This is a genomic window from Agromyces sp. Marseille-P2726 (assembly GCF_902809835.1).
In the GTDB taxonomy this organism is placed as follows: Bacteria; Actinomycetota; Actinomycetes; order Actinomycetales; family Microbacteriaceae; genus Agromyces.
Map to the genome: position 1 here is coordinate 69,446 of NZ_CADDWM010000015.1, position 25,506 is coordinate 94,951.

22 protein-coding genes are annotated in these 25,506 nt (G+C 69.9%); 19 read left to right on the forward strand and 3 right to left on the reverse strand.

Annotated elements, in window-relative coordinates:
* Nucleotides 1–127: 127 nt before the first annotated feature.
* From HUS56_RS12950 to HUS56_RS12960, 3 genes are all read left to right on the forward strand, one after another.
* Nucleotides 128–1,078, forward strand: a complete 951-nt coding sequence (locus HUS56_RS12950; RefSeq protein ID WP_173923861.1) for an ROK family glucokinase — start codon at nt 128–130, stop codon at nt 1,076–1,078.
* Nucleotides 1,079–1,204: 126 nt separating this feature from the next.
* Complete coding sequence (locus HUS56_RS12955; RefSeq protein WP_173923862.1) at nt 1,205–1,894, forward strand: 1-acyl-sn-glycerol-3-phosphate acyltransferase; 690 nt, start codon at nt 1,205–1,207, stop codon at nt 1,892–1,894.
* A gap of 80 nt (nt 1,895–1,974) precedes the next feature.
* A complete protein-coding gene (locus tag HUS56_RS12960; RefSeq protein WP_254431450.1) occupies nt 1,975–3,345 on the forward strand; it encodes a class II 3-deoxy-7-phosphoheptulonate synthase in 1,371 nt (456 codons plus the stop codon).
* 51 nt (nt 3,346–3,396) lie between these two features.
* Here the strand turns inward: HUS56_RS12960 and pknB are convergent, their stop codons facing one another.
* Entirely contained in the window at nt 3,397–5,328 is a 1,932-nt protein-coding gene (gene pknB / locus HUS56_RS12965) for a Stk1 family PASTA domain-containing Ser/Thr kinase (RefSeq protein ID WP_254431451.1), read from the reverse strand.
* 111 nt (nt 5,329–5,439) lie between these two features.
* The gene (locus tag HUS56_RS12970) at nt 5,440–6,474 is read right to left on the reverse strand and encodes a LysM peptidoglycan-binding domain-containing protein (RefSeq protein ID WP_173923864.1); all 1,035 of its coding nucleotides are present in this window, start codon (nt 6,472–6,474) and stop codon (nt 5,440–5,442) included.
* Nucleotides 6,475–6,652: 178 nt separating this feature from the next.
* Here HUS56_RS12970 and HUS56_RS17370 point away from each other — a divergent pair, with 178 nt between their 5' ends.
* Nucleotides 6,653–6,991, forward strand: a complete 339-nt coding sequence (locus tag HUS56_RS17370; protein ID WP_254431452.1) for an Rv2175c family DNA-binding protein — start codon at nt 6,653–6,655, stop codon at nt 6,989–6,991.
* Nucleotides 6,992–7,014: 23 nt separating this feature from the next.
* Here HUS56_RS17370 and HUS56_RS12980 read toward each other — a convergent pair whose 3' ends face one another.
* Nucleotides 7,015–8,127, reverse strand: coding sequence for a polyprenyl synthetase family protein (locus HUS56_RS12980; RefSeq protein WP_173923866.1), 1,113 nt, complete (start codon nt 8,125–8,127; stop codon nt 7,015–7,017).
* Nucleotides 8,128–8,201: 74 nt separating this feature from the next.
* Here HUS56_RS12980 and HUS56_RS12985 point away from each other — a divergent pair, with 74 nt between their 5' ends.
* From HUS56_RS12985 to HUS56_RS13055, 15 genes are all read left to right on the forward strand, one after another.
* Nucleotides 8,202–8,585 (forward strand): DUF3040 domain-containing protein, encoded by a 384-nt coding sequence (locus HUS56_RS12985; RefSeq protein ID WP_173923867.1) that lies wholly within the window; start codon nt 8,202–8,204, stop codon nt 8,583–8,585.
* A gap of 310 nt (nt 8,586–8,895) precedes the next feature.
* Nucleotides 8,896–9,327 (forward strand): division/cell wall cluster transcriptional repressor MraZ, encoded by a 432-nt coding sequence (mraZ, locus tag HUS56_RS12990; protein WP_148735185.1) that lies wholly within the window; start codon nt 8,896–8,898, stop codon nt 9,325–9,327.
* A 98-nt stretch (nt 9,328–9,425) separates the two neighbouring features.
* On the forward strand, nt 9,426–10,379 hold the full coding sequence (gene rsmH / locus HUS56_RS12995; protein WP_173923868.1) for a 16S rRNA (cytosine(1402)-N(4))-methyltransferase RsmH: 954 nt from the start codon (nt 9,426–9,428) through the stop codon (nt 10,377–10,379).
* Nucleotides 10,376–10,957 (forward strand): hypothetical protein, encoded by a 582-nt coding sequence (locus tag HUS56_RS13000; RefSeq protein WP_173923869.1) that lies wholly within the window; start codon nt 10,376–10,378, stop codon nt 10,955–10,957. The genes rsmH and HUS56_RS13000 overlap by 4 nt, the downstream gene beginning before the upstream one ends.
* A 22-nt stretch (nt 10,958–10,979) precedes the next feature.
* A complete protein-coding gene (locus HUS56_RS13005) occupies nt 10,980–12,821 on the forward strand; it encodes a penicillin-binding protein 2 (RefSeq protein ID WP_173923870.1) in 1,842 nt (613 codons plus the stop codon).
* Between the two features lie 13 nt (nt 12,822–12,834).
* Nucleotides 12,835–14,382 (forward strand): Mur ligase family protein, encoded by a 1,548-nt coding sequence (locus HUS56_RS13010; RefSeq protein ID WP_173923871.1) that lies wholly within the window; start codon nt 12,835–12,837, stop codon nt 14,380–14,382.
* Nucleotides 14,379–15,791 (forward strand): UDP-N-acetylmuramoyl-tripeptide--D-alanyl-D-alanine ligase, encoded by a 1,413-nt coding sequence (gene murF / locus HUS56_RS13015; protein ID WP_173923872.1) that lies wholly within the window; start codon nt 14,379–14,381, stop codon nt 15,789–15,791. The genes HUS56_RS13010 and murF overlap by 4 nt, the downstream gene beginning before the upstream one ends.
* Nucleotides 15,788–16,885 carry a phospho-N-acetylmuramoyl-pentapeptide-transferase gene (mraY, locus tag HUS56_RS13020; RefSeq protein ID WP_173923873.1) on the forward strand — a complete coding sequence of 366 codons (1,098 nt, stop codon included), beginning with the start codon at nt 15,788–15,790 and terminating at the stop codon, nt 16,883–16,885. Before murF ends, mraY begins: the two co-directional genes overlap by 4 nt.
* Nucleotides 16,870–18,444, forward strand: coding sequence for a UDP-N-acetylmuramoyl-L-alanine--D-glutamate ligase (murD, locus tag HUS56_RS13025; RefSeq protein ID WP_173923874.1), 1,575 nt, complete (start codon nt 16,870–16,872; stop codon nt 18,442–18,444). Before mraY ends, murD begins: the two co-directional genes overlap by 16 nt.
* Complete coding sequence (ftsW, locus tag HUS56_RS13030) at nt 18,386–19,657, forward strand: putative lipid II flippase FtsW (RefSeq protein ID WP_173923875.1); 1,272 nt, start codon at nt 18,386–18,388, stop codon at nt 19,655–19,657. Before murD ends, ftsW begins: the two co-directional genes overlap by 59 nt.
* Complete coding sequence (murG, locus tag HUS56_RS13035; protein ID WP_173923876.1) at nt 19,654–20,754, forward strand: undecaprenyldiphospho-muramoylpentapeptide beta-N-acetylglucosaminyltransferase; 1,101 nt, start codon at nt 19,654–19,656, stop codon at nt 20,752–20,754. Before ftsW ends, murG begins: the two co-directional genes overlap by 4 nt.
* A gap of 83 nt (nt 20,755–20,837) precedes the next feature.
* The gene (gene murC, locus HUS56_RS13040) at nt 20,838–22,238 is read left to right on the forward strand and encodes a UDP-N-acetylmuramate--L-alanine ligase (protein ID WP_173923877.1); all 1,401 of its coding nucleotides are present in this window, start codon (nt 20,838–20,840) and stop codon (nt 22,236–22,238) included.
* Nucleotides 22,239–22,251: 13 nt separating this feature from the next.
* On the forward strand, nt 22,252–23,304 hold the full coding sequence (locus HUS56_RS13045) for an FtsQ-type POTRA domain-containing protein (RefSeq protein ID WP_254431454.1): 1,053 nt from the start codon (nt 22,252–22,254) through the stop codon (nt 23,302–23,304).
* A 259-nt stretch (nt 23,305–23,563) separates the two neighbouring features.
* The gene (gene ftsZ / locus HUS56_RS13050) at nt 23,564–24,772 is read left to right on the forward strand and encodes a cell division protein FtsZ (protein ID WP_173923878.1); all 1,209 of its coding nucleotides are present in this window, start codon (nt 23,564–23,566) and stop codon (nt 24,770–24,772) included.
* A 31-nt stretch (nt 24,773–24,803) separates the two neighbouring features.
* Nucleotides 24,804–25,475 (forward strand): YggS family pyridoxal phosphate-dependent enzyme, encoded by a 672-nt coding sequence (locus HUS56_RS13055; protein WP_254431455.1) that lies wholly within the window; start codon nt 24,804–24,806, stop codon nt 25,473–25,475.
* The last annotated feature ends 31 nt before the right edge of the window (nt 25,476–25,506 follow it).

Consider the following 25,506-nt stretch of genomic DNA (forward strand, 5'->3'; position numbering starts at 1 on the left):
CCGGGGGAGGTTCAGCGGGCGGGGCGCACGTGAAGCCTCGACATTGGGGTCGCTTACACTCTAGTCGGTGCCCGAGCGGCCTTCAGGCCCCCGATGACCGCCCTCACCCCGTCGAAAGGCAGTATCCGTGCACGCGATCGGTATCGACATCGGCGGAACGAAGATCGCCGGCGCGGTCGTCGACGAACTCGGCACCATCATCCGGAGTGAGCGCGTTCCCACGCCAGCCGGCGATCCGCAGCTCCTCGAGGACTCGGTCGCGACGATGATCGAGTCGCTGTCGACCGATGCGTCGATCGTCGCTGTCGGCGTCGCGGCCGCGGGATTCATCGATGCCGCCCAGTCCACCGTCTACTACGCCCCGAACATCAACTGGCGCAACGAGCCCTTCCGCGAGAAGCTCGAGGCTCGCGTCGGCACAGCCGTCGTCGTCGACAACGATGCGAATGCGGCCGGCTGGGCGGAGTTCCGATTCGGCGCCGGCCGGATGGTCAGCGACATGGTCATGCTCACGATCGGCACGGGCGTCGGCGGGGCGATCGTGGCGGGCGACCGACTGTTCCGCGGCGGCTTCGGTGCCGGTGCAGAGCTGGGGCACCTCCGAATCGTTCCCGAGGGCATCGCCTGCGGCTGCGGCCAGCGCGGATGCCTCGAGCAGTACGGCTCGGGTCGCGCCCTGCTGCGCACCGCCAACGAGATCGCCGACGCCGGTGGCATCGGCGTCGGCCTGGCGAACGCCCGCGCCGAGCACGGCGCCCTCGACGGCCCCGTGGTGGCCGCGCTCATCCGAGCGGGCGACCCGGGCGCACTCGCCGCGCTCCACGAGCTCGGACAGTGGCTCGGCCCGGCGGCGGCATCGCTCTCCGCGGTGCTCGACCCGCAACGATTCGTGTTCGGCGGCGGGGTCGCCGCCGCCGGCGAGCTGCTGCTCGGCCCGGTCCGCGAGGCCTACCTCGAGCACCTGCCCGCGCGTGGCTACCACCCCGAGCCCGACTTCGTCATCGCGGAGCTCGTGAACGACGCCGGCGTGGTGGGTGCCGCCGACCTCGCCCGCGTCTGGGTCGACGAGCACGCGTGAGCATTCGGCGGCGTGTACGGCGAATGGGAACGTCGCGCCGCAGGGGCGGCGGCGCACGAACAGGACACAGCGTTCGGCTCGGCGTTAAGCTGAGTCGTCGACGGACCGCCGGAGGGGATGCGCACGGTGTTCTACTGGATCATGAAGCACATCGTGGTGGGTCCCATCCTGCTCGCGATCTTCCGCCCCTGGGTGGTCGGGCTCGAGAATGTGCCGAAGCAGGGCGCCGTGGTGCTCGCATCCAATCACCTGTCCTTCATCGACTCGATCTTCCTGCCGCTCGTCGTCGATCGTCCGGTCGTGTTCCTCGCCAAGAGCGAGTACTTCACGGGCAAGGGCCTGAAGGGCTGGGCGACCCGGGTCTTCTTCCAGGCGGCGGGTCAGCTGCCCATCGACCGGTCGGGGGGCAAGGCGTCGGAGGCCTCGCTCGAGACGGGTCTCCGCGTGCTCCGCGAGGGCGGCATCCTCGGCATCTACCCTGAGGGCACCCGTAGCCCCGACGCCCGCCTGTACCGCGGTCGCACCGGAGTCGCCCGCATGGTGCTCGAAGCCGGAGTTCCCGTCATCCCGGTCGCGATGCTCGGCACCGAGAAGGTGATGCCGATCGGCACCCGGCTCCCCAGGGTGCGTCGCATCGGCATCATCATCGGCCGACCACTCGACTTCACGAGATTCGAGGGGATGGAGGGCGACCGGTTCGTGCTGCGCTCGGTGACCGATGAGCTCGTGTACGAGCTTCGGGCGCTCAGCGGACAGCAGTACGTCGACGTCTACGCGAGCTCGGTCAGGGAGCAACGAGCCGCCCAGACGCGGTAGGCTCGAGGAGGCGGCGGCGCGACGTGCGTTGCCGCATTCCCGTTCCGGCGCCGTAGCGCCCGCACCCTCAGGACAGTCCAGTGGTACAGCTCGTCGAGCCCGTCGTCTCCCCAGATCCCTCAGTGATCGACGGCCTCGACTATTGGCGCACGCTGCCGATCAAGCAGCAGCCCGTCTGGCCCGATCCCGACGCCGCGCACGCGGCGGCCGCCGAGCTCGCGACCCTGCCGCCGCTCGTCTTCGCCGGCGAGGTCGACATGCTGCGCACCCGGTTGGCGTCGGCGTCGCGGGGCGAGGCGTTCCTGCTGCAGGGTGGCGATTGTGCAGAGACGTTCGCCGGCGCCACTGCCGATCAGATCCGCAACCGGGTGAAGACCGTGCTGCAGATGGCCGTCGTGCTCACCTACGGTGCCTCGATGCCGGTCGTCAAGATGGGTCGTATGGCGGGCCAGTTCGCGAAGCCCCGCTCGAGCGACACCGAGACCCGTGGCGAGGTCACCCTGCCCGCCTACCGCGGCGACATCGTCAACGGCTACGACTTCACCCCCGAGTCGCGGCAGGCCGATCCCGCCCGCATGGTGCGCGGCTACCACATGGCGGCATCGACGCTGAACCTCATCCGCGCCTTCACCCAGGGCGGGTTCGCCGACCTGCGGCAGGTGCACTCGTGGAACCAGGGGTTCGCGGCCAACCCGGCGAACGCCAGGTACGAGTCGCTCGCCCGAGAGATCGACCGCGCCATCAAGTTCATGGACGCGTGCGGCGCCGACTTCGAGGCGCTGAAGCACACCGAGTTCTACACGGGCCACGAGGGCCTCCTGATGGACTACGAGCGGCCGATGACGCGCATCGACTCGCGCACGGGCACGCCGTACGACACGTCGGGTCACTTCATCTGGATCGGCGAGCGCACACGCGACCTCGACGGCGCCCACGTCGACTTCCTGTCGCGCGTCCGCAACCCCATCGGCGTGAAGCTCGGGCCCACCACCACGCCCGAGACCATGCTCGAACTCGTCGAGAAGCTCGACCCCCACCGCGAGCCCGGCCGCCTCACGTTCATCACTCGCATGGGGTCCGAGAAGATCCGCGACGCACTGCCGCCACTGCTCGAGGCCATCACGCGCAGCGACGCGAATCCGCTCTGGGTCACCGATCCGATGCACGGCAACGGCATCACCACGCCGACCGGCTACAAGACCCGACGCTTCGACGACGTGGTCGACGAGGTCAAGGGATTCTTCGAGGCCCATCGCGCTGCCGGAACGAACCCGGGCGGCATCCATGTGGAGCTCACCGGCGACGACGTCACCGAGTGCCTCGGCGGATCCGAGCAGATCGACGAGGAGACCCTGGCCACCCGTTACGAGTCGCTCTGCGATCCGCGGTTGAACCACATGCAGTCGCTCGAGCTCGCATTCCTCGTGGCCGAGCAGCTCGCCGCGCGGTGACGCCCGAGCGCCCGCTCGGCCCGTGCCCGGGCGGGCGCCGGTGACCGGGCGTCACGGCTGGAAGTTCACCGTGATCTCCGAGCCGCGTTTCAACGTCTCGCCGGCAGCAGGGCTCTGAACCGATGCCACCACGGCACCCTCGAGGAACTGCGGCACGTTCGACGTGACGACGAAGCCGAGCGCCTCGAGCTGTTCCCGCGCCTGGGCGATGGTCTGGCCGGTGATGACGTTCGGCACCGCGACGAGGTCGGGACCCTTCGACGTCGTCAGCACGACGGAGTCGCCCGGGTGCATCGGGTCGTTCGTGTAGGTCGCCGTGATCACGTGATCCGCCGGAACCTCGTCGTGGAACTCGGGGTCGGCGAACTCCACGACCAGTCCGACGCCCTCGAGTGCGCCCTGGGCCTCCCCGACGGGCAGGCCCTCGACAGGCGGGATCGCGCCGACGGAGACGACGAGGGCGACGTCGCCGAGCTCGGGGTAATCGGCACCGGCCTCGACGATGTTGCCGTCGGCGCCGAGCACGGCGATGACCGTGCCCTCTGCGGCATCCGATGAGAACTGCTGGACGTTCTGCTCGGCGACCGTGAACTGTTCGAGGGCCACACGGGCGTCGGCTTCAGCCTGTCCGATCACGTCGGGCATCGGGATGAGGCTCGGCCCGAGCGAGACGAACATGGTGACGGCCGATCCGCGCTGTGCCTGCTCACCGGCGGCGGGGTCGGTGCCCGAGATCTGGCCCTGCGGGACGAGCGGGTCGTTGCGTTCGCCGGGGACGACCTGGAAGCCTTCCTGCTCGAGCACCTGCTGGGCCTCTTCGGGGAGGAGGGTCGACACGTCGGGAACCGTGACGAGGGCTCCGGGCCCGACTCCGAAGTACCAGCCCGTTCCGGCGGCGAGGCCGGTCAGCAGCAGGACGAGGGCGAAGATCCAGTAGCCCCGCCGCTTGCGCCGCTCGGTCGTCGCGGTCAGCGCGGCGGTGTCCTCGCCGACCTCGGACGCCTCGAGCGTCGGGGCCGCGAGCACGGGCACACCGCCGCCGAGGATCGCCGTCTCGGCCGTCGCGCCGGCCATCGGCGCCGCGGCGTTCGGGACCACCATGGTCGGTTGGGTGGCGCGCACCACGACCCCGGGAGCGCGGATCGCCGGCTCCACCTCGTGGAGGCGGTCGAGCATGGCACGGGCGTCGTGCGGTCGACGCTCGGGATCGCGCGCGGTCGCCCACAGCACGAGCTCGTCGAGTTCGGCGGGCACGGCGGGGGTCTTCGTGCTCGGGGCGGGAACCGAGTCGTTCGCGTGCTGGTAGGCGATCTGCATCGGGGCTTCGCCGACGTACGGCTGCTCGCCGGTTAGCATCTCGTACATCATGATGCCGACGGCGTACACATCGCTCCTGGCGTCGGCCACGCCGCGCGTGACGAGCTCGGGGGAGAGGTAGGCGATCGTGCCGAGCAGCGCTTGGCCCGTGGCGGTGTTGGCGCTGGCGGCTCGGGCGAGTCCGAAGTCGCCGAGCTTGATCCGACCGTCGTCGGCCAGCATGACGTTCTCGGGTTTCAGGTCGCGGTGCACGATGCCGGCCTTGTGGGCGGCCGCGAGGCCCGACAGGACGGCGTCGAGGATGTCGACCGTCTGCTCTGGCGTGAGCTTCTTGTAGTCCTTGAGCAGATCGCGGAGGGTGATGCCCGGCAGGTACTCCATCACGAGGTACGCCGTCTCCGCGTCCTGCCCCTGGTCGAAGACGTTGACCACATTGGGGTGGGCGAGCCGCGCGGCCGAACGCGCCTCTTGCACGAACCGAGTCTTGAACGTGTTGTCGTCGGCGAGGTGGCCGTGCATGATCTTGATCGCGACCCGTCGTTCGAGGCGCAGGTCGGTCGCGAGGTAGACCGTCGCCATGCCGCCTCGGGCGATCCGCGAGCGCACCTGATAGCGGCCGTCGATGAGACGGCCGATCATCGGGTCGGCGGGCGCGGTGGTCACCATTCGAGTCTACGAAGGCGTATATGCCCGCCGGGTGTCAAACGCCGCGAACGTCGCACATCGCAACGGCTTCGTGATGACGGGATGCCGCGACGCGTCGCGGCATCGGACGCGTCACCCCAGCTCCGAGAGCCAAGCCGTCGCAGCGGCCTCCCACTTCGCGAAGTGGTCGGGATGCGCCGAGAGCTGCACCGCTTGCGCCGCCTCGGTGACGGTCATCGTCTCCCAGCCGGGAATGTCGAGGAGGCCACGGGTGCGGCCCGCGTTCGGGTTCGCCTCGCCTCCGTAGAATGCGTGGGTCGCGCGCACGGGATCGAGGACCTCGTCGATCGAGCCCCAGCCCTGGCTCGGGCGCTGCTGGAAGAGCCCCAGTGAGTCGCGGTCGCCGTGGCGCAGGTTCTTCAGTCCCGACTCCTGGGCGGCCGCGGCGAGCGCGACGACGAGGCCGCGATCGGGCACGCCGAGTGCGCGTCCCACTTCGATGATGAGCCGGGCGTTCGACCGCATCTCGTCGTCGAGGGGCATGCTGACGGATGCCACGGGAAGCATGTGCTCCGTCTCGGGGATGGTGGCCGCTGGGCCCGGGTCGGGTTCGACCTGCGGAGGCGCGGGCGCCGTCGCGGCGACATCCGGTGCCGTCCCCGTCAGCGGGAGGACGATCGACTCGCCGGGGAAGATGAGGCTCGACGGCCCGAGCCCGTTCGCGCTGAGAACGCTCGCCAGGTCGAGTCCGTACGCCGACGCGATGCCGCTCAGCGTGTCACCCGCGACGACCACGTGCTTCGCGATGTCGGGCGGCGGGCCTGCAGCAGGTGCCTGCGCCGGTGCGCCGGGAAGGGCGAGTCGCTGGCCGGGGAAGATGGGGCTCGACCAGCTCAGGCCGTTGTGGGCGAGCACCTCGGCGGTGGCGAGGCCGAAGTGCTCGGCGATTCCGCTCACGGTGTCGCCTTCGACGACGGTGTACTCCGCGGGTGCAGCGGCCGCCGGCGAGGTCTGGGCGGTCCGAACGCCCGCCGGCTGGGTCTTCGCCTTCGCCTGCCGCTTGGCCGGCTGCGGCACTGCCTCGGCGGGGTGCGCGATGCCGAGGGTCACCGCGACGGTGCTCACGACGGCGAGCGGGACGCTCAGTGCTCGACGGAAGCTCCCCATCGTTCCCCCTCCGCCGACGTGGTTCCTCGGCGTTTGCGGTCACCGTCGCACAGGGCCGGAGTCGAGTCAACGACCTCGCCGCGCGTCTTCCGAGTCCGTGCTCCGACGGGTGTCGACGGCCCGGGCTCCGTGCGGATGTCGGCTTCCTCCGGCGCCGGAGGTCTGGCAATCTGGTGACGTGACCGACGCCGAACAGACCGAGTGGCTCACCGTTCCCGAGCTCGTCGAGTTGCTCGGGCAGAGCCCCAGCCGAATCCGCCGCCTCATCGACGACCGCCATCTGCTCGCCACACGCGTCGACGGCGTGCTGAAGGTTCCGGCCCTGTTCCTGCGAGACGGCGCTCCCTTGCCCGAGCTGCACGGGACGGCCATCGTGCTCGCCGACGGCGGCTTCAGCGACGGCGAGGCGCTCGAGTGGCTGCTCTCCGAGGAGGACAGCCTCGGCACGACGCCCATCGCCGCGCTCCGTGCCGGCCGCAAGTCCGAGGTCCGCCGGGTCGCGCAGGCGCTGGCCTGATCGCGACCCCGGCCCGATCAGCCTCAGCTCGATCGCCGCGCGACCGCGTTCGCGAGCGATCCGAGCTCGGACTTCGCCTCCCGGGTGAGGCTGGCGTCGGAGAGCACGGCGGTCGCTCGTGCGACGTGGTCGGCGATGAGGCGCTCGACCTCGTCGACGGCACCCGATTCGGTGATCGTGCGCTGCAGCATCCGCACCTGCTCGGGATCGAGGGCGGGGTCGCCCAGCAGTTCATCGAGGAGTCGGCGCTGACCGGGGGCGAGGCGCTCGCGCGCGAGCGCGACGAGCACCGTGCGCTTGCCCTCCCGGAGGTCGTCGCCGCTCGGCTTCCCGGTCACCTCGGGGTCGCCGTAGACGCCGAGGAGGTCATCGCGCAGCTGATATGCCATGCCGAGGGGGAGGCCGAAGCCGCGCAGCGCATCGAGTTGGGCGGTGGATGCGCCCGCGATGGCTCCACCGATGGCCAGCGGCGCCTCCACGGAGTACTTGGCGGACTTGTAGGTGATGACGAGTTCGGCCCTCGCGCGCTGTTCCTCCTCGGATCGCGTGAGCCAGGCGCGTTCCTCGAGGATGTCGAGGTACTGCCCGGCGGTCACCTCCATGCGCATGCGGATGAACTCGTCGCGAGCAGCACGGGCTGCGGCACGGTCGGACAGGCGATCGAGTCCCTCGTCGAGCAGTTCATCGCTCCATCCCAGCAACAGGTCGCCGAGCAGGATCGCGGCGGCGCGACCGAACTCGACCGAGCCCCCCGCCCAGCCGCGGTCGGCGTGCAGCCGTTCGAACAGCCGGTGCGCTGCGGGAGCACCGCGTCGCGTATCGGAGTTGTCGATGATGTCGTCGTGCACGAGCGCGGCGGCATGGAAGAGCTCGAGCGCCGATGCCGCGGACACGACCGGGTACGTGTCGGCACGTTCCTCCGATGCGAACGGATCGAACCCGTGCCCCTCGACCGCCGCCCAGCCCCAGTAGCAGAACAGCGCACGGAAGCGCTTGCCACCGCTGAGAAACCGCTCTGAGATCGATGTCAACGGGGCCAGATCCGAGCTGATCGAGCGGACAATGGAAGAGCGTTCTCCGAGGAATTCCTCGATGCGCGCCTGGACGATATCGACCAGCCGGGAACCGTGAGTCACCCGCCTAGCCTAGCGAGGCGGCGGCGGGCTAGAATGGACTCGGATGCGTCGATCCCGAGCCTGAGGGGAATGAGATGCCGCTTTCAGAGCAGGAGCAACGTCTTCTCGAGGAGATGGAGCGGAACCTCTACCGCAATGACGCGGACTTCGTGCATGCCGTCGGCGGTGTGCGTGGTCGACGTCCCAACTACCGAGCCATCGTGCTCGGCGTGCTGCTCGCGGTAGCCGGCGTCGGCGCCCTCATCGCAGGTGTGGCGCTCCAGTTGCTCATCGTCGGCATCATCGGCTTCGCGCTCATGTTCGCCGGCGTGCTCATCGCCATCACGCCCAGCAAGCGCGGTGCACCCGGTGCCGTGCCAGGGGCGCCTCAGACGGCAGCGAAGATGCAACGATCCCGCGGAGGATTCATGGACCGCCTGAACGAGCGGTGGGACCGGCGTCAAGAGGGCCGCGACTGAGTCCCTCCACTTCGCACCACTTCGACGGGTCGATCTTCGGATCGGCCCGTTTTTCGTCGTCTTCGGCCGACGTGCACCGGCGGGAGATCCGCTGGAAGCAGGTCGTGCGGCCGTCCTCGGGCTGACTCGCGCCGAGCGCTGGTGCCGCTGCACCGCGAAACTCCATTTCCCTCCACCTCCCGAATCCCGCGGATTCACAGGGTTCTCACACGTTCGTGCGCCCGAAATCGAGCGAATGTCGTTGTTGGGTGGATGAGAGTGGAGTAAAGTGGGGTCACCTGGATCCTGGCCGGAGGAAGGGGGTGATGCGATGTTCCTCGGGACCTACGAACCGAAGCTCGATGAGAAAGGTCGCGTCATTCTTCCGGCGAAGTTCCGGGAGGAGCTCTCGACCGGCCTCGTGCTCACGCGCGGCCAAGAGCGCTGCATCTACGTGTTCAGCGCACGCGAGTTCGAGCAGATGAGCGACAAGATCCGCCAAGCCCCCGTGACGAGCAAGCAGGCGCGCGACTACATGCGCGTCTTCCTCTCGGGGGCGTCCGCGGAGACCCCCGACAAGCAGCATCGAGTCACCATCCCGGCCACGCTCCGCAGCTATGCGGGGCTCGACCGAGACCTCGCGGTCATCGGCGCCGGCAGCAGGGTGGAGATCTGGGATGCCGAGGCATGGCAGACATACCTCGCCGAGCAGGAGGCGGCCTTCGCGGAGACGGCGGAGGAGGTGATCCCCGGGCTGTTCTAGTCCCGGACTGCGACTCCCAGCCGTGCGCGCCTGGTGCACTTCCCCGCATCAGGACGAACGGATGGGGATCGGAGTCCGGGACCCATCCCGAAGGAATCATGGACATCGAACGCATCCACACCCCCGTCATGCTCGAGCGCACCGTCGAGCTGCTCGCTCCCGCCATCGAGGGTGAGCACGCCGTGCTGGTCGATGCCACCCTCGGCATGGGCGGGCACAGCCGGGCGTTCCTCGAGCGGTTCCCGAAGCTCACCGTCATCGGCCTCGACCGCGACACCGACGCGCTGGCGATCGCCCGTGAGCGCCTCGCCCCATTCGGCGACCGCGCTCGATTCGTGCACACCGTCTACGACGGCATCGCCCAGGCGATCCGGTCGGAGGGCTTCGACGAGGTGCAGGGCGTGCTCTTCGACCTCGGGGTCTCATCGCTGCAGCTCGACCGCGCCGAGCGCGGGTTCGCTTACGCGAAGGATGCCCCGCTCGACATGCGCATGGACTCGAGTCGCGGTCGCACGGCCGCCGACGTCATCGCCGAGTCGAGCGAGCAGGAGCTGCGCCGCATCTTCCAGGAGTACGGCGAGGAGAAGCTCGCGCAGCGCTACGCCCGTGCGATCGTCACGGCCCGTGCCGAGGCGCCGATCACGCGCTCCGCTCAGCTCGTCGCCATCCTCACCGACGCGACGCCCGTCGCGGTGCAGCGGCAGGGCCACCCGGCCAAGCGCGTCTTCCAGGCGCTGCGCATCGAGGTGAACGAGGAGCTCTCGGTGCTCGAACGCGCCGTTCCCGCAGCCCTCGACGCCGTCGCCATCGGAGGGCGGATCGTCGTGCCGGCGTACCAATCGCTCGAGGATCGCATCGTGAAGCGAGCGCTGCAGGTCGCCTCGGGCTCGACGGCTCCGGCCGGGCTTCCGATGGAACTGCCCGAACACCGCCCGCAGTTCCGGCTCCTCGTCCGAGGCGCCGAGCTCGCGAGCGAATCCGAGCAGGCGGAGAACCCGCGTGCCAAGCCAGTGCGGCTGCGCGCCGCCGAACGAGTGAGGAGGCCGTCGTGACTGTACTGCCGGCCCGATCCCTTCCCGAACCCCGCCCGAGCGGGCCGAAGCCGCCACGGCGACTGCGGCCGGTCCCCGAACCGGCGCAGCGGCGTGCGAAGCCGAGACTCGTCTACGCCATCGTCGCACTCGGCGGCGTGGCCGTGATCGTGGTCGCCCAACTGCTCCTCTCGATCGCGGTGGCCCAGGGCGCATACGAGATCGACGGCTACCAGCTCCGGCAGGCGGTGCTGGCGAGGGAGGAGCAGAAGCTTTCGGAGGACCTCGACCGCGTGCAGTCCCCGCAGTACCTGGCCATGAACGCCGAAGCGCTGGGAATGGTGCCGAACACGAGTCCGGTGTACCTGCGGCTCTCCGACGGTGCCGTGCTCGGCGAGCCGACCCCTGCGACCGGTGGGGTCGCGGCATCCGGCCCGCTCGTGCCGAATGCCCTCCTCGACGGCGTGCCGCCCGTCACCGAGCAGGCGGGGCAGACTCCGAACGGGGCAGCATCGAGCGAGGCGCAACCCGCAGCGCCCGAGACGCCCCCGGTCGTCCCGCCGCCGAGCGACGGCCTGCCGACACCCGCAACGCACTGAGCGCCGAACCGGAAGGGACTCGATGAATCGCACGACGACCCGGCATCCCATGCGCAGGATCGTCCTGGCGGCCGTCCTGCTCGTCGCCATGGTGGCCGTGTTCGTCGTCCGACTCGTCGATCTCCAGGTCGTGCGGGCGGCCGAGCTGAGCGAGGAGGCCCAGGGCCGGCGGTCGGTGACCGTACCGGTCTACGGGGCCCGCGGCGACATCGTCGACGCCGACGGCACCATCCTCGCCGACACCGTCATGCGCTACGACATCGCGCTGTCGCCGAAGAACGCGACGGCCGGACCGATCACGCGATACGAGCCCGACCCGTCCGACCCAGACTCGTCGAGATCCGTCGACATCCCGCTGGAGCAGACCGCCGAAGAGCTCGGATCGGTCGTGGGGCTCACCGGTGAACAGGTGCAGGGCATCATCTCGGCGGCACTCGCCGACGATCCCGAGTCCGACTTCGCGTACGTCGCGAAACTCGTCGACACGGCGACGTACGAGAAGGTGAAGGAGCTCGACATCCCGTGGGTCGTGCCGTACCCGCACCCGAGCCGGACCTACCCCAACGGTGCGGTCGCGGGCAATCTGCTCGGCTTCGTCCGGGCCGACGACGGCCAACCGCTGGCGGGTGTCGAGCTCTCCGAGGACGCATGCCTCGCCGGGCGAAACGGCGAGGTGAGCTGGCTGCACAGCCTCGAGGACTGGGTGCAGATCCCGGGCACGGAGGTCGTCCACGAGCAGGCCCGCGACGGCGGCACACTCCGCCTCACGATCGACTCCGACCTGCAGTGGATGGTGCAGCGCATCGCCGAGGCCCAGGTGCAGGCGACCGGTGCCGAGTGGGCGACGGTGACGGTCATGGAGGCGAAGACGGGGCGCCTCCTCGCGGTCGCCGACGTGCCGACCATCGATCCGAACGAGCCGACGGCCACCGCCGAGGGTGATCGCGGCTCCCGCGCGTTCACGGCCCCCTACGAGCCCGGATCGACGTTCAAGTCGCTGACCGCGGCATCCGTCATCGATGCCGGCAAGGCGGATGCGCTGAGCCAGATCATCTCGGGTTACCAGTACCTCCCGCCGAACGGCGCCGACATCACCGACAGCTTCTTCCACGAGGACACGCCGTACACGCTCACGGGCGTGCTCATCGATTCCTCGAACACGGGGATGTCGCGATTCGGCGAGCGGCTCACCGACGACCAGCGGTACGAGTACATGCAGCGGTTCGGGCTCGGCGAGGTCACCGAGGTCGGATTCCCTGGCGAGGAGCCGGGCGATCTCCACGGCGGGCCCGAGGCGTGGGACAACCAGACGCAGTACGCAACGATGTTCGGACAGGGCCTGACGACCACTGCGGTGCAGATCGCGAGCATCTACCAGACGATCGCCAACGGGGGCGTCCGGATGCCCGTGCGGCTCGTCGACGGCTGCGGCGATGAGGCGGCGGGCGACGCGACGGGCGAGGCCGTCGGATCCGCCGACGGGGAGGACGGGCCCGTTGGAACGCGCGTCATCTCCGAAGACGCGGCCGATCAGACGGCCGCGATGCTCGAGCGCGTGTACCTCGAGGGATGGCTCGCCGACGAGTGGGAGATCCCCGGATACCGGGTCGCGGCGAAGACCGGCACCGCACAGGTTCCCGACGGCAACGGCGGCTACCTCAGCGGCTACCTCGTCTCGGTGTCGGGATTCGCCCCGGCCGATGACCCCCGCTTCGTCGTTTCGGTGAGCATCATGAATCCCGTTAAGATGAACTCGTCCGCCGCATCCGCTCCCGTCTTCCAACAGGTGATGAGTCAGGTGCTGAAGAAGTATCGGACGGTTCCATCCGGCGCTCCGGCGCCCGAGCTGCCAGCCACCTGGTGAGAAAGTTGGGTTCGTGACCGGATCGCCTCCAACGGCCCTCCGGCCGCAGCATCCGAGCCCCCGATCCCTGCACGGCTTGGCCGAGGCGTTCGATCTCGACGTGCGCGGCGACATCTCCGGGCTCGAGGTGACCGGCGTGGTCCTCGCCTCTTCGGCCGTGCAACCGGGCGACCTGTACGTGGGAGTGCCGGGCCGCAACGTGCACGGCGCATCGTTCGCGGCGGCCGCCCGCGACGCCCGAGCGGTGGCGGTGCTGACGGATGCCGCGGGCGCCGAGCTCGCCGCCGACGCGGGCCTGCCCATCCTCGTGACCGACGACGCCCGCGCCGCCCTGGGCGACGTGGCGGCCTGGATCCACCGCACGGCCGAGAACCCGGCGACGCTCTTCGCCGTCACGGGCACGAACGGCAAGACGAGCGTGGTGTACCTCCTGTACGGCATCCTCCGCCAGCTCGGCGTGGTGGCTGGGCTCACCTCGACCGCCGAGCGCCGCATCGGCGACGAAGCAGTCACGAGCTCGCTCACGACCCCCGAGGCCAGCGAGCTCCACGCCCTGTTGGCGCGCATGCGGGAGGTCGACGTGCGCGGCGTCGGCATCGAGGTCTCAGCTCAGGCGCTGAGCCGTCACCGGGTCGACGGCCTCGTCTTCGACGTCGTCGGGTTCACGAACCTGAGCCACGACCACCTCGACGACTACGCGTCGATGGACGTCTACTTCGAGGCCAAGCGGGAGCTCTTCCAGCCCGAGCGGTCGCGTCGCGGCGTCGTCACCATCGATTCCGACTGGGGCCGCCGCCTCGTCTCCGAATCCCGCATCCCCGTCACGACGCTCAGCACGAATCCCGAGGTCGAGGCCGATTGGCGCCTCGTCGTGCTCGACGAGACCGCGACCCACACCTCATTCGTGCTCGAAGGTGCCGATGGCAGGCGCCTCCAGACCAGGGTTCCCCTGATCGGCCGGTTCATGGCCGCCAACGCCGCCCTCGCGATCGTCATGCTCGTCGAATCGGGGTACGACCTCGACCAGGTCGCGCACGTGCTCGAGCGCGACGGCGGCATCGACGCGTACATCCCTGGCCGTGCCGAACGCGTCTCCGGCGAGAGCGGACCCATCGTCTACATCGACTACGGCCACACTCCCGACGCGTTCCAGCAGACCCTCGACGCCATCCGCCGCATCGCGACGGGCCGGCTCATCATGCTGTTCGGCGCCGACGGCGACCGAGACAGCACGAAGCGCGCCGAGATGGGCGCCATCGCGGCACGCGGCGCCGACATCGTCGTCATCACCGACTTCCATCCGCGCTTCGAGGATCCCGCCGCGATCCGGGCCGCGCTCATCTCCGGGGCTCGAGCGGCCGTGCCCGACCGTGAGATCCACGAGGTCCCCGACCCGAGGGCGGCATTCCGGCAGGCACTCGCTCTCGCGAGCGAGAACGATGTCATCCTCTACGCTGGTCCCGGCCACGAGGAGTACCACGAGGTGAAGGGCGTGAAGATCCCATACTCGGCACGAGACGACGCGAAGCAGGCCCTGCGTGAGGCGGGCTGGCCCGCATGATCGCCCTGACCCTCGCCGAGATCGCATCGGCGGTCGGCGGCACGCTGCGCACCGACCGTACGGATGCCGCCCCTGAGACGGTGATCGACGGCGCCGTCACCACCGACTCCCGCGAGATCGTCCCCGGTGGGGTCTTCTTCGCCAAGCGCGGCGAGTTCGACGACGGCCACCGGTTCGCTCCGGCGGCAGTCGAGCATGGCGCGGCCCTCGTCGTCGTCGAGCACGAACTGGACCTCGCCGTTCCGCAGGTCGTCGTCGCAGACACGGTCGACGCTCTCGGTGCCCTGGCCGCCGAGGTGGTACGCCGCGTGCGCGACGGTGGCGACCTCCGCATCGTCGGGGTCACGGGTTCGAACGGCAAGACCACCACGAAGAACCTCCTGCGCACGGTGCTCGAACGCGTCGGCCCGACGGTCGCCGCGCGAGCCTCGTTCAACAACGAGGTGGGGGCGCCGATCACGATGCTCGAGCTCACCCACCAGACCCGGTTCCTCGTGGCCGAGATGGGCGCGTCGGCCGTCGGCGAGATCGCACGCCTCGTGCGGATGGCGCGTCCCGACGTGGGCATCGTCCTGAAGGTCGGCCTGGCGCACGCCGGCGAGTTCGGCGGCATCGAGCAGACGGTGCGTGCCAAGTCCGAGATGGTGACCGACCTACTGGAATCGGATGTCGCGGTGCTGAACGCCGACGATCCTCGGGTCGCGCCCATGGCCGATCTCACGAGGGCCCGGGTCGTCAGATTCGGGCTGGGGCCCGACGCCGACGTCCGCGCGGTCGACGTCGTGACGCATGCCCGCGGTACCGACTTCACGGTGCAGCTCGCGACCGGCGAGTCCGCGCGCGTGCGCTTCGGGGTGCTCGGTGAGCACCATGTCATGAACGCCCTGGCGGCGGTCGCGGCATCCGTCGAGCTCGGCGTGCCGCTGCCGACCATCGTCGAGGGCCTCGAATCGGTGACGCTCGCCGAACGCTGGCGAATGCAGGTGATGGGTGGCCGCGACGGCATCACGGTCATCAACGACGCGTACAACGCGAGCCCCGATTCGATGTCGGCGGCGTTGAAGACCCTCGCCCAGGTGAAGGCGCCCGGAACGCGCACGATCGCCGTGCTGGGCGAGATGAGCGAACTCGGCGAGTTCTCGGGGGAGGAGCACGACGCCATCGGCCTCCTGGCGGTGCGGCTCGGCATCTCGCAGCTCGTGGTCGTGGGGCAGGGTGCGCGTCGCCTGCACATCTCGGCGATCAACGAGGGCTCGTGGGACGGCGAGTCGGCCTTCGTCGAGTCCGCCGACGAGGCCTTCGACCTCGTCGTCTCCATGGCGCGCCCGGGTGACACGGTGCTCGTGAAATCGTCGAACGCGGCGGGTCTGCGCCTCCTCGGCGACCGACTGGGAGAATGGTTCGCGTGAGAGCACTGTTGTCCGCCGGGGCGTTGTCCCTCGCCTTCACGCTCTTCCTGACCCCGCTGTTCATCCGCCTCTTCACGCGGATCGGCTGGGGACAGTTCATTCGAGACGATGGCCCCAAGAGCCACCACGTCAAGCGCGGCACGCCCACGATGGGCGGCATCATCTTCATCCTGGGCACCCTCTTCGGGTACTTCACGGCGACCCTCGTGGTGAGCAACGAACCGCCGACCGCGTCGGGCCTGCTCGTCCTGCTCATGATGGTGGGGCTCGGGCTCGTCGGCTTCATCGACGACTTCCTGAAGACCCGCAAGAAGCAGAGCCTGGGTCTCGGTGGCTGGGCGAAGGTCGCGGGCCAGGTGGTGGTCGCGACGGTCTTCGCGCTGCTCGCCCTGCAGTTCCCCAACGAGCAGAACGTGACGCCCGCCAACACGAGCATCTCGTTCATCCGCGATCTGCCGCTCGACTTCATGGTGTTCGGCACGGTGGTCGGCATCATCCTGTACGTCATCTGGATCTGCCTCCTCACGGTGGGCGCCTCCAACGCGGTGAACGTGACCGACGGCCTCGACGGGCTGGCGGGTGGGGCATCGATCCTCGCGATCGGCTCGTTCGTCATCATCGGGTTCTGGCAGTTCAACCAGTCGTGCTTCAGCGAGAACCTCAACCCGAGCGACGCGTACCGGTGCTACGAGGTCCGCGATCCACTCGACCTGGCGATCGTCGCCACGGCCATCGTGGGCGGGCTCATCGGCTTCCTCTGGTGGAACACCAATCCGGCGCACATCTACATGGGCGACACCGGCTCGCTCGCGCTCGGCGGCGCCCTCGCTGCACTCGGCATCGTCAGCCACACCGAGCTGCTCCTCGTGCTCATCGGCGGTCTCTTCGTCATCGAGACCGGATCGGTGATCGTGCAGCGGGCGTACTTCAAGCTCACCGGGGGTAAACGCATCTTCCTGATGAGTCCGATCCACCACCACTTCGAGCTCAAGGGCTGGGCCGAGGTCACCATCGTCGTGCGCTTCTGGATCATCGGCGGCCTGCTCGTGGCGGCGGGCGTCGGCAGCTTCTACTTCGAATGGCTGCAGAGTTGAGCACGACGGATGCCGCGGCAGCCGCCGCTCGTCTCGATTCGCTCACCAGCTGGAACGCCGACTGGGGCGGGCTCCGCGTGGCGGTCCTCGGGCTCGGTGTCACGGGGTTCGCCGTGGCCGACACCCTGACCGAGCTGGGCGCCGACGTGCTCGTGCTCGCGCCCGAGGTCGACGACGATCGCGCGCGAATCCTCGAGGTCATCGGGGCGCGCCTCGTGCGGCATCCGCTCGATTCGGTGCCTGCCGAGCTCACCGAGTTCGGGCCCGAGCTCATGATCGCCTCGCCGGGCTTCCACCCCGACCACCCCGTGCTCGAATGGGCGGCGACGACGGGTGTCGCCGTCTGGGGCGACATCGAACTCGCCTGGCGGGTGCGCGACAAGGTCGACGCGGCCGACTGGATCCTCGTCACGGGGACGAACGGCAAGACCACCACCGTGCAGCTGGCGGCGACGTTCCTCGCGGCGAACGGGCTGCGCGCCGCGCCGTGCGGCAACATCGGCGTGCCCGTGCTCCACGCCGTGCGCGACCCGGGAGGGTTCGACGTGCTCGTCGTGGAGCTCTCGAGCTTCCAGCTGCACCACCTGCCGAAGACGGGCCCGGGTGCGCTGCACCCCTGGGCGAGCGTCGTGCTCAACGTGGCCGACGACCACATCGACTGGCACGGATCGCTCGACGCGTATCGCGCGGCCAAGGCGACCGTGTACGAGAACACGAAGGTCGCCTGCGTGTACAACCGCGCCGACGAGGCGACCATGCACATGGTCGAGGAGGCCGAGGTCGAGGAGGGTGCGCGCGCCATCGGATTCGGCCTCGACGTACCCGGTCCCAGCGACTTCGGCGTCGTCGAGGGCATCCTCTGCGACCGTGCCTTCCTCGACGAGCGCCGCACCGCCGCGCTCGAGATCATCACGCTCGGCGAGCTCGAGCCGCATGGGCTCGCCGCGCCGCACATCGTGCAGAACATCCTCGCGGCGGCGGCCCTGGCTCGTTCGTACGGCGTGCCCGTCGGCGTGATCCACGATGCGCTCGGCGACTTCCGGCTCGATGAGCACCGTATCCAGCTGGTCGCGGTCGCCGGCGGGATCCGGTGGATCGACGACTCGAAGGCCACCAACCCCCATGCCGCCGAGGCATCCCTGCGGGCCTTCGGACGAGTGGTGTGGATCGTCGGCGGGCTTCTGAAGGGCGTCGACGCCGATGCCCTCGTCGCGGCCCACGTCGATCGGCTGCGGGCGGCGATCGTCATCGGCGTCGATCGAGCGGCCCTCGTCGCGGCGTTCGGGCGACACGCGCCTGATCTGCCGCTGTTCGAGGTGGTGGCGGATGACACTGAGACGGTGATGCCCGACGCGGTCGCACTGGCCGCGGCCGTCGCCGAATCCGGAGACACCGTGCTCCTCGCGCCGGCGGCGGCATCGATGGACCAGTTCGCCGACTACGCCGATCGCGGTCGGCGATTCCACGAGGCGGTCAGAGCGAGGCTGGGAGGTGAGGCGGATGGCGAATCCGCCCCGAACGGCCCGGCCGGCCCGGCCGCCCCGAACGCCGAAGTCTGAGGCCGGCGGCGTCTCGGCGGCTCGCATCCGGCTGGGTCGCGTCTTCAGGGTCGAGTCGAAGGACTACTTCCTGCTGCTCGGCACCACGCTCTTCCTTGTGGTCTTCGGCCTCGTCATGGTGCTCTCGTCCTCGTCGGTCGAGTCCAACCTCGAAGAGGGCGGATTCTTCGTCCAGGCCACGCGGCAGGGGGTCTACGCCCTCTTCGGCGTCCCGATCATGCTCATCTCCAGCCGCATGCCCGAACGCGTATGGATGCGCATCGCCTGGCCGCTGCTCCTCGTCGCCTGCGTCCTCCAGGTGCTCGTCATCGCTACGCCCCTCGGCATCACCGTCGGCGGCAACACGAACTGGCTGGCGCTCGGCCCCATTCCGCCGTTCCAGCCGTCGGAGCTCATCAAGGTGGCGCTCGTCATCTGGCTCGGGCTCATCGTCACGAAGAAGCAGGCGCAGCTCGACGACTTCGGCCATGGCATCGTGCCCATCCTGCTCATCGGGGGGGTCGCGATCGCCCTCGTGCTCATCGGCGGTGACCTCGGCACCGTCATGATCATGGGGGCGATGCTGCTCGGAGCCCTCTTCCTCATCGGCGTTCGATTCCGGCTCCTGCTGCCGCCCGTGCTCCTCGGCGCCGCGATCTTCGTGATCGTGGCGGTCTCGAGTGACAGCCGGATGCGGCGCATCACCGCATTTCTGCAGGAGAACTGCACGCAGTTCGACACAGAGGACTGCTGGCAGATCCAGCACGGACGCTTCGCCCTCGCCAACGGTGGGATCTTCGGCGTCGGTCTCGGCAACTCGACCGCGAAGTGGTCGTGGCTCCCGGCGGCGGACAACGACTTCATCTTCGCGATCATCGGCGAGGAACTCGGGCTGATCGGCGGGATCGTCGTGATCGGGCTTTTCGTCGTGCTCGCGATCGCCTTCGCACGCGTACTCCGGGCGGCACGCACCCCGTTCGCCAAGGCCGTCACGGCCGTCGTGCTCGTGTGGGTGGTCGGCCAGGCATGTGTCAATATCGGAGTCGTGCTCGGAGTGTTCCCCGTCCTCGGCGTACCGTTGCCGCTCGTCTCGGCCGGCGGTACCGCCCTGCTCACCACGCTCTTCGCGATCGGGGTCGTACTCTCCGTCGCGCGCGATCCCGAAGCGCAGGCCCGCACGGCCGCTCGCGCAGAGGCGCGCGCCGCCGCGAAGGCGTTGCGGACGCCTCGATGACCGTCTACCTCCTCGCCGGCGGGGGAACTGCCGGCCACGTGAATCCACTGCTCGCCGTGGCCGACCGTCTTCGCGAGCGGCATCCCGACGACGAGGTGCTCGTGCTCGGCACGGCCGAGGGGCTCGAGTCCCGACTCGTCCCGGCGCGCGGCTACGAGCTGCTCACGATCGCGAAGGTCCCGTTCCCACGCCGGCCGAACCGGGCAGCGCTCGCATTCCCCGGCCGGTTCCTGCGATCGATCCGCGACGTGCAGGAGATCATCGACCGCCGAGGCGTCGACGTCGTCGTCGGCTTCGGCGGATACGTGTCGACACCCGCGTACCTCGCCGCCCGGCGGGCGCGCGTGCCCGTCGTCATCCATGAGGCGAACGCCCGGCCCGGTCTCGCCAACCGGCTGGGGGCGCGATGGGCCGCGGCCGTCGGAATCGCGTTCAGCCGGACGCGGTTGCGGAACGCCCAGCTCGTCGGCATGCCATTGCGGCGCGAGATCGAGACGCTCGACCGCGATGCGGGCCGTGCGGAGGCCGCCCGGTACTTCGAGCTCGACGCCGCGCGCCCGGTGCTCCTCGCCACGGGCGGCTCGCTCGGGGCGCGGCGCATCAATCGCACGATGGTCGAGAGCGCCGACGCCGTCACGGCGGCGGGGTGGCAGGTGCTCCACATCACCGGCGCGTCCTCCGACGTGACCGATCCCGGCGTGCTCGATTACCGCATGGTCGAGTATGCCGACCGCATGGACCTCGCCCTGTCGATCGCCGACGCCGCCGTCTCGCGGGCAGGGGCCGCCACGGTGAGCGAACTCGCGGCCCTCGGGATCCCAGCGGTCTACGTGCCATATCCCGTCGGCAACGGCGAGCAGCGGTTCAACGCCGCCGACGTGATCGACGCCGGCGGGGGCATCCTCGTCGACGATGCCGACTTCGTTCCGACGTGGGTTTCGGGGGAGCTCGTGCCGCTGCTCCGCGACGAGCCACGCGTCGAGGCCATGGCGGCGGCCGCGGCATCCGTGGGTCGTCGCGACGGCACCGATCGCATGGTGGCACTCATCGACGGGGCGCTCGGCGGGGGTGCCGGCGACCGCGCCCGCAGCGCGTAACGTGGAGGCAGCGGATGCCGCGGCATCCCGTCCGACCCTGACCCGCCCCGCACCCAGACACTCGCCCAGGAAGACCGCCGCTCGTGACCATCAAGCCCGACCTCAACGCCAACATTCCCGCCGAGCTCGGCTCGGTGCACTTCGTCGGCATCGGAGGATCGGGGATGAGCGGCATCGCGCGGCTCTTCCTCGGCGCCGGTCACCGGGTGACCGGTTCCGACGTCCGAGACTCCGACAACATCACCGCCCTGCGCGAGCTCGGCGCGGAGATCGCGATCGGCCACGACGCTGCGAACGTGGGCGACGCCGAGGCGGTGGTGGTGACCGGAGCACTCTGGCAGGACAACCCCGAGTACCAGTTGGCCCTCGAGCGCGGGTTGCCCGTGCTGCATCGGTCGCAGGCGCTGGCGTGGCTGATCGCCGGGAAGCGACTCGTCTCGGTCGCCGGCGCCCACGGCAAGACGACCTCGACGGGCATGATCATCACGGCGCTCCTGGAGCTGGGTGCCGACCCGAGCTTCGTCAACGGCGGCGTGATCGAGGAGCTCGGGGTGAGCTCGTCCGCCGGCACCGCCGATCTCTTCGTCGTCGAGGCCGACGAGTCCGACGGCTCGTTCCTGCTCTACGACACGTCGGTCGCCCTCATCACCAATGTCGACCCCGACCATCTCGACCATTACGGCTCGCTCGACGCGTTCGAGCAGGCGTTCGTCGATTTCGCCGACCGCGCTCGCGAGTTCGTCGTCATCTCCTCCGACGACGCCGGCGCGGTCCGCGTCACCGAGCGGCTCTCGCATCCGCGCGTCATCAGCTTCGGGGAGGCGCCGCATGCGACCGTGCGACTGCACTCCATCGAGACCGACGGGCCCGTCTCGTTCGCGATCGCATACGAGGACGCGGAATACCGCGCGACCCTTCGCATCCCCGGGCGGCACAACGCGATCAACGCCGCGGGCGCCTTCGCCGTGCTGGTGGGGCTCGGCTTCGACCCCGAGGCCTCGCTCGCGGGCATCGAGCGCTTCGCGGGCACGGGCAGACGCTTCGAACTGCACGGCACGGTCGGCGGAGTCAGCGTCTACGACGACTACGCCCATCACCCGACGGAGGTCGCCGCGGCCCTGTCGGCCGCGCGCACCGTCGTGGGCAGGGGCCGGATCATCGCGGTGCACCAGCCCCATCTCTACAGCCGCACCCGACTCTTCGCCAAGGAGTTCGCCGAAGTACTCGAGCGCTACGCCGACGAGACCGTCGTGCTGGACGTGTACGGCGCCCGCGAGGACCCCGAGCCCGGTGTCACCGGCGCACTCGTGAGCGAGCGCTTCGAGGATCCGTCGCACGTCGCGTTCGTGCCCGACTGGCAGGAGGCGGCCGACCACACCGCCCGCATCGCACGCGAGGGCGACTTCGTCATCACCCTGGGCTGCGGCGACGTGTACCGCATCGTGCCGCAGCTGCTCGGCTCGCTCGAACGGGAGCGCGCATGAGGCGGCACGGCGCGTGAAGCGACCGCAGGGGTTCGACCGGCCGCCCGCGCCCCGGGCGGCGGTGCGAACCCCGCCGGGCAAGCCGCCCAGCCGGCCGCACGACACTCCGCCGCCCGAGGTCCTCGGTCGGCGCGGGCAGTTCGACTCGGACAGTGTGCCCACCGACCCGATTCCCGTGCTGGGAGGCGATGGCCTCGATCGACCCGAGGGAGCTGCGGCACCCGCGCGGCACGACGCCGAATCCGATGCCGACGGCGAACGATCCGACGCTCCCGTCCCGTCGGCAGCGAATCCGCTGAGCGATCGCGCCGCTCGCCGTGCCCTCGCGGCCGCCGCCCGTGAGCGACGACGCTACGAGCGCCAGGAGGTGCGACGGTTCACCAAGCGGTCGCGGCGCCGTCGCATCACCTGGGCAGTCGTCGCCGGGTCGATCGTGGCGCTGGTCGCCACCATCGCGATCGGCGCCTATTCACCGCTGATGGCGCTCCGCGAGGTGCGCGTCGAGGGGGCTCAGCGCATCCCTGCGGCGGAGGTGCAGCAGGCGTTCGCGGGCATCGTCGGCACGCCGCTGCCGCTCATCGACGGGGCGGAGGTGTACTCCGCCCTGTCGAAGTTCCCGCTCATCGAGACGTACGCGACCGAGACGATCCCACCCGGAACGCTCGTCGTGCGCATCGTGGAGCGGACCCCGGTGGGCGTGATCGAGACGGACTCGGGGCTCGAGCTCGTGGATGCCGCGGGCGTGGTCATCGACCGTCCGACCGAGGTGCCCGAGGGGCAGCCGCTCATCGAGACCGAAGGCGGGGTGGCCGACGAGGGATTCCGGGCGGTCGCGGCGGTCGTGCGCAGCCTGCCTGCTGAGGTGCGGGCCCAGGTGGTCGGCGCGACCGCAGACACGGCAGACGACGTCGAACTCGACCTCGCCGCCGGCGCGAGGGTCGTGTGGGGGAGTGCCGAGGACTCCGAGCTGAAGGCCGACGTGCTCGCATCGCTCATGCTCGCCGCTCCGCCCGACACGGTGTCGCGGTACGACGTCTCGGCCCCGACGAGCCCCGTCACCGAGTGAGCCCAGCCGGCCTGGCCGGTGGGCGAGGAATCGGGACTCGAGATCGCCCGAACCGGAGGAACTCGGAGTCCGAGGACGCCTCCGAGCCGCGGTCGGCCGCTGTATCCGTGACTCTGCTCGACGGATCGCACGACACGCGGGGACTGCTGCCGGATGCGTGGCGCGCGGCACCTACCTTCGAATCAGGAATTGCATACTCAGCAAAACTTTAACCTTCCACTAGAGGTTCAAGGTTCAGAGTTCGCACGGAGGGCCGGAGATGTCGACTAACCAGAACTACCTCGCCGTGATCAAGGTCGTCGGCATCGGCGGCGGCGGCGTGAACGCCGTCAACCGCATGATCGAGCTCGGCCTCCGGGGAGTCGAGTTCATCGCGATCAACACCGATGCCCAGGCGCTCCTGATGAGCGACGCCGACGTCAAGCTCGATGTCGGCCGCGACCTCACCCGCGGCCTCGGCGCCGGTGCCGATCCCGAGGTGGGGCGCCGGGCCGCCGAAGACCACGCCGAGGAGATCGAGGAGGCGCTGGCCGGAGCCGACATGGTGTTCGTCACGGCGGGCGAGGGCGGTGGCACCGGCACCGGCGGCGCTCCGGTCGTCGCCCGGATCGCGAAATCCATCGGCGCACTCACCATCGGCGTGGTGACGAAGCCGTTCGGGTTCGAGGGCAAGCGCCGCCAGACCCAGGCCGAGCAGGGGGTCGCGCGGCTCAAGGAAGAGGTCGACACCCTCATCGTCGTGCCGAACGATCGCCTGCTGGAGATCAGCGATCGCGGGATCTCGATGCTCGAGGCGTTCGCCACCGCCGACCAGGTGCTCCTCGCCGGTGTCCAGGGCATCACCGACCTCATCACCACGCCCGGACTCATCAACCTCGACTTCGCCGATGTGAAGTCGGTCATGCAGGGCGCCGGGTCGGCGCTCATGGGCATCGGCTCCTCCCGAGGGGCCGACCGGTCGATCAAGGCGGCCGAGCTCGCGGTCGCGAGTCCGCTGCTCGAGGCGTCCATCGATGGCGCGCACGGCGTGCTGCTCTCCATCCAGGGCGGGTCGAACCTCGGCATCTTCGAGATCAACGACGCCGCTCGTCTCGTGCAGGAGGCGGTGCACCCCGAGGCCAACATCATCTTCGGCGCGGTCATCGACGACACCCTCGGCGACGAGGTGCGCGTCACCGTGATCGCCGCCGGCTTCGACGGCGGGGAGCCGAACGCGAAGCCGGTGCAGGTCGAGGCGAGGCGCTCGAGCTTCGTGCCCGCGGCGGTCGGCGCGGCGGTCGGTGCCGGCGTCGGCGGGTCCACGGCCGGCGATGAGACCGCCGACGTGATCGGCGAGATCGACATCGAGGAACTCGTCGAGACCGCGAACTGGGGCGACGCCCCCACGGCCGCGGCCGACCAGATCGTGACGGATCCGGCGTTCAAGGACGATGACGACGACCTCGACATCCCCGACTTCCTGAAGTGATGACGAGTGCGCCGGCGGATCGGGAGCACGGGTGACGACGCTCGAGGATCGGCTCGCCTCGGTGAGGGCGAGCATTGCGGATGCCGCGCGCGACGCCGAGCGGAACCCCGCCGAGATCACGACGATCGTCGTGACGAAGTTCCAGCCGGCGTCGCTCGTGGCCGAGCTCGCCGGGCTCGGGGTCCGCGACTTCGGCGAGAATCGGCACCAGGAGGCGCAGGCGAAGGCCGCGGCCCTCGCGGACCTCGACCTGACATGGCACTTCGTCGGGCAGCTGCAGAGCAAGAAGGCGCGGCAGGTCCGGGCGTACGCGAGCGTCATCCACTCGGTCGACCGGCCCTCGCTCGTCGAGGCCCTGCGATCGGATGAGGCGTCCGTCGACACCCTCGTGCAGGTCAACCTCACCCCCGACCCGGCCCGAGGCGGGGTCCAACCCGACGAGGTGGAGCAGCTCGTCGAGCAGATGCTCGGCACGCCCGGACTGCGATTGCGCGGGCTGATGGCCGTGGCGCCGCTGGGCGAACCGGCTCGTCCGGCGTTCGCGCGAGTGCGACTGCTCTCGGAACGCGTTCGCGTCATGGCGCCCGATGCCACGTGGTTGTCGATGGGCATGACGGAGGACTTCCGCGAGGCCATCCTGGAGGGTGCGACACACCTCCGGATCGGCACGGCAATCACCGGGAATCGGCCGGACGCCGGTTAGCCTCGAACAGACGGAAACCAGACGGAGGCAG